This is a genomic window from Bordetella petrii, from assembly GCF_000067205.1.
GTDB lineage: Bacteria > Pseudomonadota > Gammaproteobacteria > Burkholderiales > Burkholderiaceae_B > Bordetella_A > Bordetella_A petrii.
In genome coordinates, this window is the sequence record NC_010170.1 from 793,853 (window position 1) to 807,682 (window position 13,830).

The following is a 13,830-nucleotide window of genomic DNA, read 5'->3' on the forward strand; positions in this document are numbered from 1 at the left end:
GCTTAAAGAGTGGGCAGGGGGCGGCTGCGCCGGGCTTCGTCGGTGGCGACGTAGGTCAGGGTGGCTTCGGTGACCTTGACGACTTCCGCATCCAGGCGATGGCGTTCGGCGTAGACCTCGACCGATACGGTAACCGAAGTCTTGCCGGTCTTTGTGATTGTTGCGTAAAAGCTGAGCAGGTCGCCCACGAACACCGGCTGCTTGAACTGGAAGGCGTTGACCGCCACGGTGGCGACCCGCCCGGCCGCGCGCCGCGCCGCCGGGACGGAACCGGCGATGTCGACCTGGGACATGATCCAGCCGCCGAAGACATCGCCATGAATGTTGGCGTCGGCCGGCATGGGCATGACGCGCAGTACGGGGTCGCGCCCCTCGGGCAAGGTGGCGGAAGAGTGGTCAGCGGTGGTCATGGCCCGCTCCTGTCTGGGATGAAGACGGGCCGATTATGCAGGAAAACGCCGCCGCTTGCGGCGGCCCGGGGGTCAGGTGGCCAGCTGCACGATGCCGTAGCCGCCGAACAGCAGCCAGGCATACAGGACGAGGCCCAGCGCCAGCACGCGCGGCCCGGCTTTGCGGATCTGGCTGAAGCGGGTCTCGATGCCGAGCGCGGTCATGGCCATGGTCAGGGCAAAGACGTCCAGCCGGCGGATGGCGGTGACCGCGTCAGACGGCAGGATGGCCAGCGAGTTGACGATGGCGAGCACCAGGAAGCCGACCGCGAACCACGGGATGGGCAGCCGCGCCTTGGCCTGGCCCGGTTCGGCGCGCGCGGCGGCGCTGCGCAGCCACAGGCCCAGCACCAGCAGCACGGGCACCAGCAGGGCGACGCGGGTCATCTTGACGATGGTGGCGACTTCGGTGGTGGCCGGGTCGATGTTGCTGGCCGCGCCCACGACCTGGGCGACTTCATGCACCGTGCCGCCGATGTAGATGCCCAGGGCCTGGGTATCCAGCGACAGCCAGCCCGCGTGGTACAGCACCGGGTACAGGAACATCGACAACGTGCCGAACAGCACGACGGTGGCCACGGCCACGGCGCTTTTGTGGGGAGCGGCGCGCAGGGTCGGCTCGAACGCCAGCACGGCCGCGGCGCCGCAGATGGCGCTGCCGGCCGCCGTCAGCATGGCGGTGTCGCGGTCCAGGCCGAGCAGGCGCTGGCCCACCACGGTGCCCAGCAGCAGCGTGCCCACTACCACCGATACCGACACGGCGAGCCCCGGCAGGCCCACGGCGGCGATTTGCTGGATGCTGATGTTCAGGCCGTAGAACGCCACGGCAATGCGCAGCAGGCGCCGCGCCGTGAAATTGACGCCCGCCGCCCAGTCGGCCGGCATGGTGCCGCGCAGGAAGTTGCCATACAGCATGCCGCACACGATGCCCACCACCAGCGGCGAAAAACCCAGCTGGCGGATGGCCGGCAGGTCGCTCAATTGCATGACGGCGACCGTCATCAGCGCCACGAACAGCACGCCGTTGAGTTTGTCGCGCCAGGGGGTGGCCAGGGGCAGGGCGGTAGAAGTAGACATTCAGGGTTGCGTATATCTAAATAACTTTCAGCAATATTAAATCCGCGCATATTATTTGGGAAATTTTTAATTTCGATATTAAATATAAGAAAATTCAATATCGAGGCTCCGCCATGACGCCAGACCAGCTGTTGACGTTTGCCTATGTGGCCGACACGGGAAATATCAGCCGGGCCGCCAGCCTGCTGCATTTGTCACAACCCGCGGTGTCGGGACAGTTGCGCTTGCTGCAAGACTGGTTCGGCGAGCCCCTGTACCGCCGCAGTGGCCACGGCGTGGCCCTGACGGCCGCCGGAGAGCGCCTGGCCGAGCAAGCCCGCCAGTTGCGCCAGGTGTACAGCCAGGCCCATGCCGCGCGCGATGCGTGGCGCGGACTGGAAACCGGCACGTTGCGCCTGGGGGCCAGCACCACGCCGGCCAGCTACTTGCTGCCGTCGCTGGTGGCGGATTTCCGCCGGCGTTTTCCGTCGGTCAGCCTGCATTTGTCCGACGGCAATACGCGTCAGATTGTGGAGCGGCTGCCGGCGCTGGACCTGGCATTCATCGAGGGCGAGGTGCCGCCCGGCCTGCCCGCCGACACCGCAGTGCACGGCTGGCGTGAAGATGAAGTGGTGGCCATTGCCCGCGCCGATCATTCGCTGGCAGCCAAGGGCGCCGCGCGCATGCGCGACCTGGCCGGCGAACCGCTGGTGATGCGCGAGCCGGGCTCGGGCGTGCGGCAATTGGTCGAGCGCGCCTTCGACAGCGCCGGGCTGGCGCCTTCGGTCGGGCTGGAACTGGCGGGCGTGGAAGGCGTGAAGCAGGCCGTGCGCGCCGGGCTGGGCATCGGCTTCGTATCGTTGATGTCGATGCGGCACGAAGACGGCACGCTGGCGGTGATACGCCTGCTGCCGCGGCCCTGGACCCGCACGCTGAGCATTCTGGTGCCCCATGCCCATGCCTCGGCGCGCGCGGCCGGGCGCTTCCTGGAGGCTTGCCTGGCCTTGCGAGCCGCCGACGACTGATGCGGGCCCGGCCGGCTATCGGCCGGGGGCCGGCCGCGCCAGCCACTGGCGCGCCAGCTCGACCCAGTACGTGCCGCCCAGCGGCAGCAGCTCGTCGTTGAAGTCGTAGCTGCCGTTGTGCAGCATGCAGGGCCCCATGCCGTGCCCGGCGTCGCGATGCCCGCCTTCGCCGTTGCCGATCCAGACATAGCAGCCCGGCATTTCCTGCAACATGAAGGCGAAGTCTTCGGCGCCCATGGTGGGTTGCACGTGCTCGTTGACGTTGTCGGCGCCGACAATGCCGCGCAGCACCTCGGCGCAGAACGCGGCTTCGGGCGCATGATTAATGGTGGGCGGATAGTTGCGGCGGAAATCGAATTCCACGTCGCAGTCGAGCGCGGCGCAGGTGTGGCGCGCGATTTCTTCCATGCGGCGCTCGATGAGATCGAGGGTTTCGAGCGTGAAGGTGCGCACCGTGCCGCGCATGACCGCCTGGTTGGGCACCACATTGTCGGCGCTGCCGGTGTGGATTTGCGTGATGCTGAGCACGGCGGCGTCGAGCGGATTGCGGTTGCGCGTAATGATGGTTTGCAGCGACTGCGCCAGTTGCACGGCTGTCATGACGGGGTCGATGCCCAGGTGCGGCATGCCGGCGTGCGTGCCCTTGCCCTGGATGGTGATGACGAACTCATTGCTCGAGGCCATGATGGGGCCGGCGGTCAGGCCGAACTGGCCCACGGCCAGGCCGGGCCAGTTGTGCATGCCGAACACGGCTTCCATGGGAAAGCGCGTGAACAGGCCGTCGTCGATCATGCGCTTGGCTCCGCCGCCGCCTTCTTCGGCCGGCTGGAAAATGGCATAGACGGTGCCGGCGAAGTCGCGATGCTGCGCCAGGTAGCGCGCGGCCGCCAGCAACATGGCGGTATGGCCGTCGTGCCCGCAGGCGTGCATCTTGCCCTGGATCTGGCTGGCGTGCTCGAAGGTGTTGGCTTCTTGCATGGGCAGCGCGTCCATGTCGGCGCGCAGGCCCACGGCGCGCGGGCTCGCGGTGTTGCCGCGAATGATGCCGACCACGCCGGTGCCGCCCAGGCCGCGATCGATCTCGATGCCCCATTCCTGCAGGCGCGCCGCGACCAGATCGGCGGTGCGGAATTCTTCAAAGGCCAGTTCGGGGTGGGCGTGGATGTCGCGCCGGATGCTGGCGATATCGCGATGCCAGGCAACGATGGGTTCGAGCAGATTCATCGGGGTCTCGTTGAATTGGGCCAAAGGCAACAAAGGTATTATCAAGCAAAATCACCGATAACATGCACGGAGGCTGCCCCATGTCACGTCCCTGGCTCGCGCACTATCCCGATGGCGTCCCGGCCGACATTTCCATCGAACCCCACACGTCGCTGACCGAACTGCTCGACCAGGCCTGCCTGCGCCACGCCAGCCGCGTGGCGTGCACCGCCATGGGCACCGATATTACCTACGCCCAGCTCGACAGCCACGCGCACGCCTTCGCGGGCTGGCTGCAGGGGCTGGGGCTGCAGAAGGGCGCACGCGTGGCCCTGATGATGCCCAACGTGCCGGCCTACCTGGTGAGCATGCTGGGTACGCTGCGCGCCGGTCATGTGGTGGTCAACGTCAACCCGCTGTACAAGGCGGACGAACTGCAGCGGCAGTTGCTCGACAGCGGCGCCGAGGTCATCGTCATTCTGGAAAACTTCGCCCGCACCCTGCAGGACGTCGGCGACCGGGGCGCGCTGCGGCACGTGGTGGTCACCGGTCCGGGCGACCTGCTGGGCGGCCTGAAGGCGCCGCTGGTGAACCTGGCGGCGCGCTACATCAAGCGCATGATTCCCGCCTGGCGCATCGACGGCGCGCTGCGCCTGCCGCAGGCGCTGGCCCGCGGGGCGGCCGCACCGTTCACGCCGCCCGCATTGGGGCTGGACGACGTCGCCGTGCTGCAATACACGGGCGGCACCACGGGCGTGCCCAAGGGCGCCATGCTGTCGCATGGCAACCTGGTGGCCAACGTGCTGCAACTGCAGGCCGTGGCGCGCCCGGCGCTGCGCGACCTGGAACACGGGCAGCTCACCATCATCAGCGCGTTGCCGCTGTACCACGTGTTCGCCATGACCGTCTGCGGCCTTTTCGGCATTTATGCGGGCATGCGCAACCTGCTCATCATCAACCCCCGCGACCAGCCCGCCCTGATCGACGCGTGGCGCAAGGCCGGCGTGAACATCTTCCCCGGGGTCAACACGCTGTTCAATGCGCTGGCGCACAATGCCGACTTCGCCAAGCTCGATTTTTCCGGCCTGCGCCTGACGCTGGGGGGCGGCATGGCGGTGCAGCGGCAGGTGGCCGAGCGCTGGCTGCAGATCACCGGGCGCCCGCTCATCGAGGGCTACGGGCTGTCGGAAACCTCGCCCGTGGCCACGGTGAACCCCACCGATGCGCGCGAGTATTCAGGGTCCATCGGGCTGCCGCTGCCGTCCACCGACGTGGCCATCCTGGACGACGACGGCAATCCCGTGCCGCTGGGCGAGCGCGGCGAGGTCTGCATCCGCGGCCCGCAGGTCATGCTGGGCTATTGGAACAAGCCCGAAGAAACCCGGCGCTGCATGACCAGCGACGGCTTCTTCCGCACCGGCGACATCGGCATCATGGACGAAAAGGGCTATACCCGCATCGTCGACCGCAAGAAAGACATGATCGCCGTGTCGGGCTTCAAGGTGTATCCCAACGAGGTCGAGGCCGTCATCGCGGCGCATCCCGGCGTGCTGGAATGCGCGGTGGTGGGGGTGCCCGACGACCATTCCGGCGAGGCCGTGAAGGCCTTTGTTGTCAGGAAAGACCCCGCGCTGACCGAAGCTCAGGTCATCGACTGGTGCAGGGAAAAACTCACGGGGTACAAGCGCCCGCACGCGGTCGAGTTCCGCGACGAGCTGCCCAAGAGCAACGTGGGCAAGATCTTGCGTCGCGAGTTGCGCCCCGGGCAGTAGCGGCGCGCAAGGCGCCGCGGGGGGGGGCGTTCAGGGGGCGTGGAGGTGCGGCGCCACCAGCTTGTGCAGCGCCTCGACAATGGCCGGGTTGCCGGCCACCACGCGGCCGCCCACGGGCCAGGGGTCTTGGCGGTGCATGTCGTGGCACACGCCGCCCGCTTCGCGCAGGATCAGCGTGCCGGCCGCCACGTCCCACGGCGCCAGGCCCATTTCCCAATAGCCGTCGTAGCGGCCGCAAGCCGTCCAGGCGAGGTCGAGCGCCGCCGCGCCCATGCGCCGCACGCCGCGAGCCGTGCAGATGGCGTCTTGCAGCATGGGCATGTATTGGCTGGCGAATGAAAAATCGCGAAACGGGAAGCCCGTGGCCAGCACCGCATCGTTGAGCGACTGCGTGCGCGAACACGCGATGCGCCGGCCATTGAGCCACGAGCCGATGCCATGCACGGCGGTGAAGAGTTCTTCGCGGCAGGGGTCGTAGACCACGCCGATCACCGGCGTGTCTTCGGCCAATGGGCCGCCGCCGGTTACGCGCGTGCCCGCGTGAGCGACCAGCGCGATCGATACGGCATAGTGAGGAATGCCGTGCAGGAAGTTGGTGGTGCCGTCGAGCGGATCGATATACCAGGTGGCTGGACCTTGCTCGGCGCCGCCGGTTTCTTCGGCCACAATGCCGAACTCGGGCGTGCGGCCCTGCAGCGATTCGATGATGGCGGCCTCGGCCTCGCGGTCTGCTTGGGAAACCAGGTCGTTGCGAGCTTTGTGGTCGATCACCAGGTCGGCGCGGTGGTGCGCGTACGATTGCAGGATGGCGGCCCCTGTGTGGGCCGCCGATACAGCGGTGTCGATGGCGGCAGCCAGGTCCAGCGGTGCAGCCTGGGTCGTGGTGGTTTCTGTCGTCGGCATGAAACCCAGTGTAAGCCTTTGTGGCGGCCAGCCTATCGGTTGGCTGCAAATCGGGACGTTCAACGTGGCTTTCAGCCAACGTCACGGCCTGGTCGCTTTGGGTATGCTGGCGCGCACGGCGCCGCCCGGCCGGATTTTTCCTTTTGCAGTCATGTCATCTTATTCGCCCCTGGTTCCCCCCGCCGCCGGCTTCGACGCCGACGGGCGCTTTCGCAGCGTCGCGTACGGCGACGTCTATCACAGCTTGTCCGGCGCGCTGGGCCAGGCCGAGCACGTGTTCCTGCGCGGCAACGGCCTGCCGCAACGCTGGCGCGGGCGCCAGGCATTCACCGTGTGCGAGACGGGCTTCGGGCTGGGCCTGAATTTCCTGGCGCTGTGGGATGCCTGGCGCAACGACCCCGCGCGGCCGCGTTGCCTGCACATGGTGTCGATCGAGGCTCATCCGTTTGCCCGCGATGCGTTGCGCGACTGGCTGCGGCAACTGGCGCCCGACATCCTGCAGGGGTTGGCCGGCCAGTTGGCCGATCAGTGGCCCGCCTGCCTGCCCGGCCTGCACCGCCTGGAATTCGAGGGCGGCGCGGTGACGCTGACCCTGGCGTTCGGCGCGGCATCGGCGCTGGCGCCGCATTTGCGCGCCCGCGTCGATGCGTATTTTCTGGACGGTTTCGCGCCCGACCGCAACCCCGAGCTGTGGCAGCCGGCGCTGATGCGCGACCTGGCGCGAATGGCGGCCCCTGACGCCACGCTGGCCACCTGGGCCTGCGCCGGATCGGTGCGGCAGGCCTTGCGCGATGCGGGCTTCCGGGTGCGCAAGCAGCCTGGCTATGGCGGCAAATGGCACATGACCGTGGGTGTGCGCGAATCCGCCCAGCCAGAGGCGCCGGCCGATGCGTGGGCCCTGGCGCGCGCCGCCGACGGCGAAGGGCAGGACGAGGTCGTAGTGGTGGGAGGCGGGCTGGCTGGCGCCGGCATTGCCCAGGCGCTGGCGCTGCGGGGGCGGCCGGTGTGCGTCATCGATGCCGCGGGGCCTGCGTCCGCTCACGCGGGCCATGTGGCCGCCGCGCTGACGCCGGTGATCGCGCGCGACGACAACCCGCGCGCGCGCCTGTCGCGCGCCGGCAGCCAACGGGCGCTGGCGCGCTGGGCCGGCTTGCGGCCCGGCGCGGCGCCGCGGCGTTGCGGCACGCTGCAATTGGAACGCGATGCCGGGCGCAGCGCCGCCTTGGCGGAAACCCTGCAGCAATTGCAGTTTCCGGCCGATTGGGTGCGTGCCGTCGACCGCGACGAGGCGGCGGGGCTGGCGGGCGTGCCGCTGGCGCGTGGCGGCGTGTTCTTTGCGGACGGCCTGCTGGTGCAGCCCGCGGCGCTTATCCCCGCCTTGCTGGGCATGCCCGGCGTGCGCCGCGTCGCGGGTTGCGCGGCAGTATTGCGCCGCGTCGCGCACGGCTGGCAGGTGCTGGACGACGCTGGCCAGCTGTTGGGGCAGGGCGCCACCGTGGTGCTGGCCAACGCGTTCGGCGCCCAGGCGCTGCTGCGCGACAGCGGCCTGCTCGACCCGCTGCCGCGCGTGGCGCAGATGCACGCGCTGGCGGGCGAAATCACGCTGCTGCCGGGCCAGGGGCTGGGCGGCGGGCCGCGCTGCATTGTCGGCGGCGAAGGTTACCTGTTGCCGCCGGTAGACGGCTGGTGCGTGGCGGGCAGCACGTATGAACACGGCGCGGCCACTGCCCGGGTCGGCCCGGCCGGCCAGCAGACCAACCTGGGCAAGGCGGCCGGGCTGCTGGGCGGCCTGCCTGCCGCCTGGGCGGCGCTGGCGCCAGGCCAACTGCCGGGCTGGGCGGGCTGGCGCGCCGTGCTACCCGGCCGCCTGCCGGCCGTGGGCCCATTGGGTCATGCTCCCGGCGTGTGGCTGGCCGCCGGTTATGCCTCTCGCGGGCTCAGCTGGTCGGCTCTGGCGGGCGATCTGATCGCCGCCTGCCTGCACGGCGAACCGCTGCCGTTGCCGGCCGATCTGCTTGCTGCCGTCGCGCCGCGCTAGGCCTCGCCTGCCCGTAAAAGAGCCCGCGTTGCCGGACGATGGCCGCAAAACCGCGCCGTAGGCACCGGGGCGCGGCTTGCGCCTGGTAGGTAAGTAAGTGGTTGCTGCGCTTGCCGGCGTGGGCATTTGTGGCTTGCCCGGGGAGTCAATTCCGAACGAAAAAAGGGACCGAGTTTATTTCGAGGGCCAAATCCGTCAAAATAGCGTCTTTTAATTGGTTTTTTGGCTTAAGCCGGGGGATGCTCTGTGCCGCCCAAATTCGACTTTGCCCATACTACCCAGCTCGATTCTGTCGAGCTGTTGTCGTCGCGCTCCAGCCGCATCGATTTCGATGCGGGCGATGGATTGCGTCTGGTAGTCGAGGCGCATGCGCCTGGTGTGTTTCGCCTGCGCTGCGGCGAGGCGAATCTCCTCACCGACGATAAACCCGGCGCCCGCGCCCGGGCCGTCGCCGAAATGTTGCTGGCGCGCCAAGAGGCCGTGGGCGAGTGCACGATTTCTCCGCATGACGACGGCAGTGGCTGGCGAATTGCGCAGGGCGACGTCGCGCTCGACATCCAGTCCGACCCGGTGCGCGTCACGCTGTATCGCGGCGATGCGCGGCTGCTGTCTTCCGACGTCTCGCCGCACGAGCCCGCGTTTGGCCACAACGCGCTCGACGAAGCCGAACATGCTGTCTGGAACGCCGCCTTCGGGCTCGAAGCCGGCGAGCGCGTCTACGGCCTGGGCGAAACCCCGGGCGACCTGAACCGCCGCGACGAATCGGTGGTGTCCGACGATCCCGAGCACCGCGCCTTGCCGCTGGCCTGGAGCCCGCGCGGCTGGGGCGTGTATGTCAACACCATGCATCGCGTGCAGCATGGCGTGGGCGTGGCGCCCGTCGAGACCGCGTATACGGTGTCGGTCGAAGACCCCGTGCTCGACCTGTTCCTGTTCGCCGGTGAGCCCGGCGAAATCCTCAACCAGTACACCGCCCTGACCGGCCGGGCCGGGCAGCCGGTGCTGTGGGCCATGGGCGCGTGGCTGCAGCAGGCCGAAGGCGAGATGCCCACGCAAACCGCCGCGCTGGTTGCCCAGATGCGCGAAATGCAGCTGCCGCTCGACGCCGTCAAGCTGGCGCAGCCGGCCGCGTGGGGCTTCCAGGCCGACAAAACCGTGTTCGAATGGGACGCCCAGCGCTTCCCCGACGCGCGCCAGATGCTGGCCCTGTTTCACAAGCATCATGTGCATGTGGCGGCCACGGGCTTTCCGGGCGTCATCAAGTCCAGCCCGCTGTTCGAGGAACTTGAAGATCGCGGCTGGCTGCTGACCCGCGACGACGGCAGCGCTCAGGTGTTCGACGGCAATGCCGCCACCGCCGGCCGGCCCTACGGCCTGCTCGACCTGACCTACCGCGACGTCTACAACTTGTGGATCGAGCGCCATCGCCAGTTGCTCGAAGACGGCCTGGATGCGCCCGCTTGCGATGCCCAGATCGCCATTCCCGATGGCGTCAGCGCGCGCAACGGCGAAAGCGGCGCCGCGCTGCGCACCATGTATCCGCTGCTGGCGCGGCGCGCGCTGTTCGACGCCGTGGCCGGCCACAAAGTGCCGCCCGAGGGCGTGGTGCCCAGCACCGATTTGTTCCCGGCGGCGCAGCGCCTGCCGTGGCAAATCGGCCCCCAGGTCACCAACGACTGGGCCGGCCTGCAGCACACTCTGCGCACGGCCTTGTCCATCGGCGCCAGCGGCGTGCCAGTGCAGGTGCATTCCATCGGCTCGGCCACCGCGCCGCTCGACGGCATGACGCCCGAGCTCTACTTGCGCTGGCTGACGGCCGGGGTGTTCTCGGCCAATTTCTGCTTCCAGGGGGTGCCTGCCCTGTTGCCCTGGTCGTTCGGCGACGCCGTGCTGGAACAGGCGCGCATGTGGCTGCAGTGGCGCTATCGCCTGGTTCCCTACGTGTTGGGCGCCATCGAAGATTCGGTGCGCACCGGCCTGCCGGTGCAGCGCTCCATGGCGCTGAGCTTTCCGCACGATCCCGACGCCCACGACTGGGACCTGCAATACCTGCTGGGGCCCGCGTTGCTGGTGGCCCCGGTGACGCAGCCGGGCAATAGCGTGCGCGTGTATCTGCCCAAGGGCGACGCCTGGTGGGACCTGAACACCGGCCATCGCTACGAAGGCGGCACCACCTGGACCATCGAATGCGGCACCGACAAGTTCCCGGTGTTCGGGCGCGAAGGGCACATGCTGTGCCTGGGGCCGGTGGCGCAGCACGCGGGCGAATTCAATTCGGCGCGCATCCTGGACGAAGTCTGGATGTTCGGCATGCCGGTCCATAACCCGGTGGTCATGCGCAACAAGATCCGCGTGATGCAGATGCAGGGCTCCAGTTACATCAAGGGCCTCGAGGGCTTGCGCATTCTTCCGTCGGAAGGGCTGGAGGTCAAGCGCCGCGGCGCCGAAGTGCGCATTTCGCGAGCGCGGTAGGCCCACCGCCGAAGCGCTGCGCGCTTCCCCCTCAATGGGGCGGCGTTCCCGGATCAGGTGTCTGACTCCCGCAGGGTGTCGGACACCGAAGCGTGCAACAGCCGTTCGAACTGCAGAGTGCCCGCTCAGGCCCGGTGCCTGACTCCCGGGGGGACAGACACCGGGTGCGCAATAGCCCTCTGTTGCGGGTGCCCGCCATCCGGGCGGGTTCGGTGTGCTATGGTTCGGCGCGCATCGCGCTCCTCGGCGGTTTTTATATAACTAAAAGCTATTAAAAAGAGAACAAACTGTCGTTCTCTTTGGAAGCGCGCTCCGCCACAATCGCAACGTCATGATTCACATCGAAAACCTCTCAAAGACCTACGCCACGCCGCACGGACGCTTTGAGGCATTGCGCAACATCAGCCTGCACGTCGAGCAGGGCGAGGTGTTCGGCATTATCGGCCCCAGCGGGGCCGGCAAAAGCACCCTGGTCCAATGCATCAATCTGCTTGAGCGCCCCGATGGCGGGAAGATCGTCATCGGCGGCACCGCCCTGACCGGCCTGGGCGAGGCCCAACTGCGCAGCCAGCGGCGCCGCATCGGCATGGTGTTCCAGGGCTTCAACCTGCTGGCGCGCCGCACGGTGTATGGCAACGTCGCGCTGCCGCTGGAAATCGCCGGCGTGCCCGCCGCGCAGATTCCGGCCAAGGTGGAGCGGCTGCTGGCGCTGGTGGGGCTGGAGCACCTGCGCGACCGCTATCCCAGCCAGATCAGCGGCGGCCAGAAGCAGCGCGTGGGCATTGCCCGCGCGCTGGCCAACGACCCCGACGTGCTGCTCAGCGACGAGGCCACCTCGGCGCTGGACCCGGAAACCACCCATAACATCCTGGCGCTGCTGCGCGACATCAACCGGCAGACCGGCATTACCGTGGTGATGATCACGCACCAGATGGAAGTGGTGCGCGAGATCTGCGACCGCGTGGCCGTGCTGTCGCAGGGCGAGGTCGTCGAAATGGGCCGCACGCAAGACATCTTCGCCACGCCGCGCCACGAGGTGACGCGCGCCATGGTGTCGGCCGCCACCGCGTCTGACCTGACCGACGCCACGCTGGCCGCCACCCGCGAGCGCATGGCCGACCTGCAGGCCCAGCGGCCGGGCAGCGTGGTGCGCCTGCTGCGCATCCGGCTGGCCGGCGGCGCCTCGGCCGGCACGCTGCTGTCCGACCTGACGCGCCAGCACGCGCTCGATGTCAGCCTGGTGCAGGCCCGTGTCGACGACATCCAGGGCGTCGCCGTCGGCACGCTGTTCGTGCTGGCGCAAGGCACGGCCCCGGCTCTGGGGCAAGCCCTGGCGGCGTTGGCCGCCCAAGACATATCTGTAGAAGAAATCGCACATGAGTCCGCAACTGATCGAACTGCTCGCCACCTCGCTGCTTGACACCCTGTTGCTGGTGGGCGTGCCCAGTCTCATCGCCGTGCTGGTGGGCATTCCCATGGGCGTGGTGCTGGTAGTTACGGCCCGCGGCGCCATGCTGCAGAACCTGGCCGTCAACCGCTCGCTGGGGGCGGTGGTCAACATCACCCGTTCGGTGCCCTTCATCATCCTGATGGTGGCCATCATTCCGTTCACGCGGCTGATCGCGCAAACCTCGATCGGCACCACGGCGGCCATCGTGCCCCTGTCGGTGGCCGCCATTCCGTTCATGGCGCGCATTGCCGAGAACGCCATGCGCGAAGTGGATGCCGGCTTGCTGACCGCCGCGCGTGCCATGGGCGCCAGCCCGCTGCAGATCATCATGAAAGTGCTGCTGCCCGAATCGCTGCCCGGCCTGGTGGCCGCCACCATCGTCACCGTGATCAGCCTGATCGGCTACTCGGCCATGGCGGGCGCCATTGGCGGCGGCGGCCTGGGCGACCTGGGTATCCGCTACGGCTACCAGCGCTTCCTGCCGGAAGTCATGCTGGCGGTGGTGGTGGTGCTGGTCGTGCTGGTGCAGGTCGTGCAGGGCTTCGGCGACTGGCTGGTACGCCGCATGTCGCACCGCTGAACTGAATTCACGCCACGTTTTTTCACCTGGAATCTCACGCAACATGAGCATCACGTTCTTCAAGTCGCTGGCCGCGCTGACCCTGGGCGCCGCCGTTTTCGCGCAACCCGCGCTGGCGCAGGACAAGCCGCTGAAAGTCGGCGTGACCGCCGGGCCGCACGCGCAGATTTTCGAAGTGGTCAAGCAAGAGGCCGCCAAGCAGGGAGTGAAGGTCGAGATCATCGAGTTCAGCGACTATGTGCAGCCCAATGCGGCGCTGTCGGCCGGCGACCTGGACATGAACAGCTACCAGCACCAGCCCTACCTGGACGCCGCCAATGCCGACCGCGGCTACAAGCTGGCCAGCATTGCCAAGACGGTGATTTTTCCCATTGGCATCTACAGCAAGAAGGTAAAGAGCCTGGACGAGCTGAAGCCGGGCGCCCAGATCGGCATTCCCAATGACCCCACCAACGGCGGCCGGGCCCTGTTGCTGCTGCAGGCCCAGGGGCTGATCAAGCTGAACCCGGATGCCGGCCTGAAGGCCACGCCCATCGACGTGGTGGAAAATCCGCGCAAACTGCGCTTCGTGGAACTGGACGCGGCCCAGCTGCCGCGTTCGCTGGACGACACCGATGCGTCGGCCGTGAACACCAACTTCGCGCTGGAAGCCGGCCTGGACCCCAACAAGGACGCCATCGCCCGCGAATCGGCCGATTCTCCGTACGCCAACGTGCTGGCGGTGCGCGAACAGGACAAGAACCGCGCCGACCTGCAAAAGCTGGTGGGCATCTACCAGAGCCCGGTCGTGAAGGCCTTCATCGCCGAAAAATTCAAGGGCGCGGTGGTAGCCGCCTGGTAAGGCTTTTTGACAGCCCGGCCCAAGTGCGTCATAATCTCGCG

The 13,830-nt window shown here is 68.0% G+C and carries 11 protein-coding genes; 7 read left to right on the plus strand and 4 right to left on the minus strand.

All coding sequences use genetic code 11. The features are described 5' to 3' along the window. Nucleotides 1–2: 2 nt before the first annotated feature. Both BPET_RS03590 and BPET_RS03595 read right to left on the minus strand, forming a co-directional pair. Nucleotides 3–410 (minus strand): acyl-CoA thioesterase, encoded by a 408-nt coding sequence (locus BPET_RS03590; protein ID WP_012247728.1) that lies wholly within the window; start codon nt 408–410, stop codon nt 3–5. 72 nt (nt 411–482) lie between these two features. Then, a complete protein-coding gene (locus BPET_RS03595) occupies nt 483–1,526 on the minus strand; it encodes a YeiH family protein (protein ID WP_012247729.1) in 1,044 nt (347 codons plus the stop codon). Between the two features lie 113 nt (nt 1,527–1,639). On the opposite strand from BPET_RS03595, the gene BPET_RS03600 reads away from it, so the two are divergent. Further along, nucleotides 1,640–2,530: a LysR family transcriptional regulator gene (locus BPET_RS03600; protein ID WP_012247730.1), complete on the plus strand. Its 891-nt coding sequence runs from the start codon at nt 1,640–1,642 to the stop codon at nt 2,528–2,530. A gap of 15 nt (nt 2,531–2,545) precedes the next feature. Here BPET_RS03600 and BPET_RS03605 read toward each other — a convergent pair whose 3' ends face one another. Beyond that, entirely contained in the window at nt 2,546–3,754 is a 1,209-nt protein-coding gene (locus tag BPET_RS03605) for a M20 aminoacylase family protein (protein WP_012247731.1), read from the minus strand. 80 nt (nt 3,755–3,834) lie between these two features. On the opposite strand from BPET_RS03605, the gene BPET_RS03610 reads away from it, so the two are divergent. Continuing rightward, nucleotides 3,835–5,505 carry an AMP-binding protein gene (locus BPET_RS03610; RefSeq protein ID WP_012247732.1) on the plus strand — a complete coding sequence of 557 codons (1,671 nt, stop codon included), beginning with the start codon at nt 3,835–3,837 and terminating at the stop codon, nt 5,503–5,505. Nucleotides 5,506–5,535: 30 nt separating this feature from the next. Here the strand turns inward: BPET_RS03610 and BPET_RS26480 are convergent, their stop codons facing one another. Beyond that, nucleotides 5,536–6,408 (minus strand): inositol monophosphatase family protein, encoded by an 873-nt coding sequence (locus tag BPET_RS26480; RefSeq protein WP_012247734.1) that lies wholly within the window; start codon nt 6,406–6,408, stop codon nt 5,536–5,538. A gap of 151 nt (nt 6,409–6,559) precedes the next feature. On the opposite strand from BPET_RS26480, the gene BPET_RS03620 reads away from it, so the two are divergent. The 5 genes from BPET_RS03620 to BPET_RS03640 all read left to right on the plus strand — a co-directional run bounded on the left by BPET_RS03620 (nt 6,560) and on the right by BPET_RS03640 (nt 13,789). After that, nucleotides 6,560–8,446: a bifunctional tRNA (5-methylaminomethyl-2-thiouridine)(34)-methyltransferase MnmD/FAD-dependent 5-carboxymethylaminomethyl-2-thiouridine(34) oxidoreductase MnmC gene (locus BPET_RS03620; RefSeq protein WP_041863475.1), complete on the plus strand. Its 1,887-nt coding sequence runs from the start codon at nt 6,560–6,562 to the stop codon at nt 8,444–8,446. Between the two features lie 246 nt (nt 8,447–8,692). After that, nucleotides 8,693–10,918, plus strand: a complete 2,226-nt coding sequence (locus BPET_RS03625) for a glycoside hydrolase family 31 protein (protein WP_012247735.1) — start codon at nt 8,693–8,695, stop codon at nt 10,916–10,918. 331 nt (nt 10,919–11,249) lie between these two features. Beyond that, nucleotides 11,250–12,338, plus strand: a complete 1,089-nt coding sequence (locus BPET_RS03630; RefSeq protein ID WP_012247736.1) for a methionine ABC transporter ATP-binding protein — start codon at nt 11,250–11,252, stop codon at nt 12,336–12,338. After that, nucleotides 12,295–12,948 carry a methionine ABC transporter permease gene (locus BPET_RS03635; RefSeq protein ID WP_012247737.1) on the plus strand — a complete coding sequence of 218 codons (654 nt, stop codon included), beginning with the start codon at nt 12,295–12,297 and terminating at the stop codon, nt 12,946–12,948. The genes BPET_RS03630 and BPET_RS03635 overlap by 44 nt, the downstream gene beginning before the upstream one ends. Before the next feature lie 43 nt (nt 12,949–12,991). Further along, complete coding sequence (locus tag BPET_RS03640) at nt 12,992–13,789, plus strand: MetQ/NlpA family ABC transporter substrate-binding protein (RefSeq protein WP_012247738.1); 798 nt, start codon at nt 12,992–12,994, stop codon at nt 13,787–13,789. The last annotated feature ends 41 nt before the right edge of the window (nt 13,790–13,830 follow it).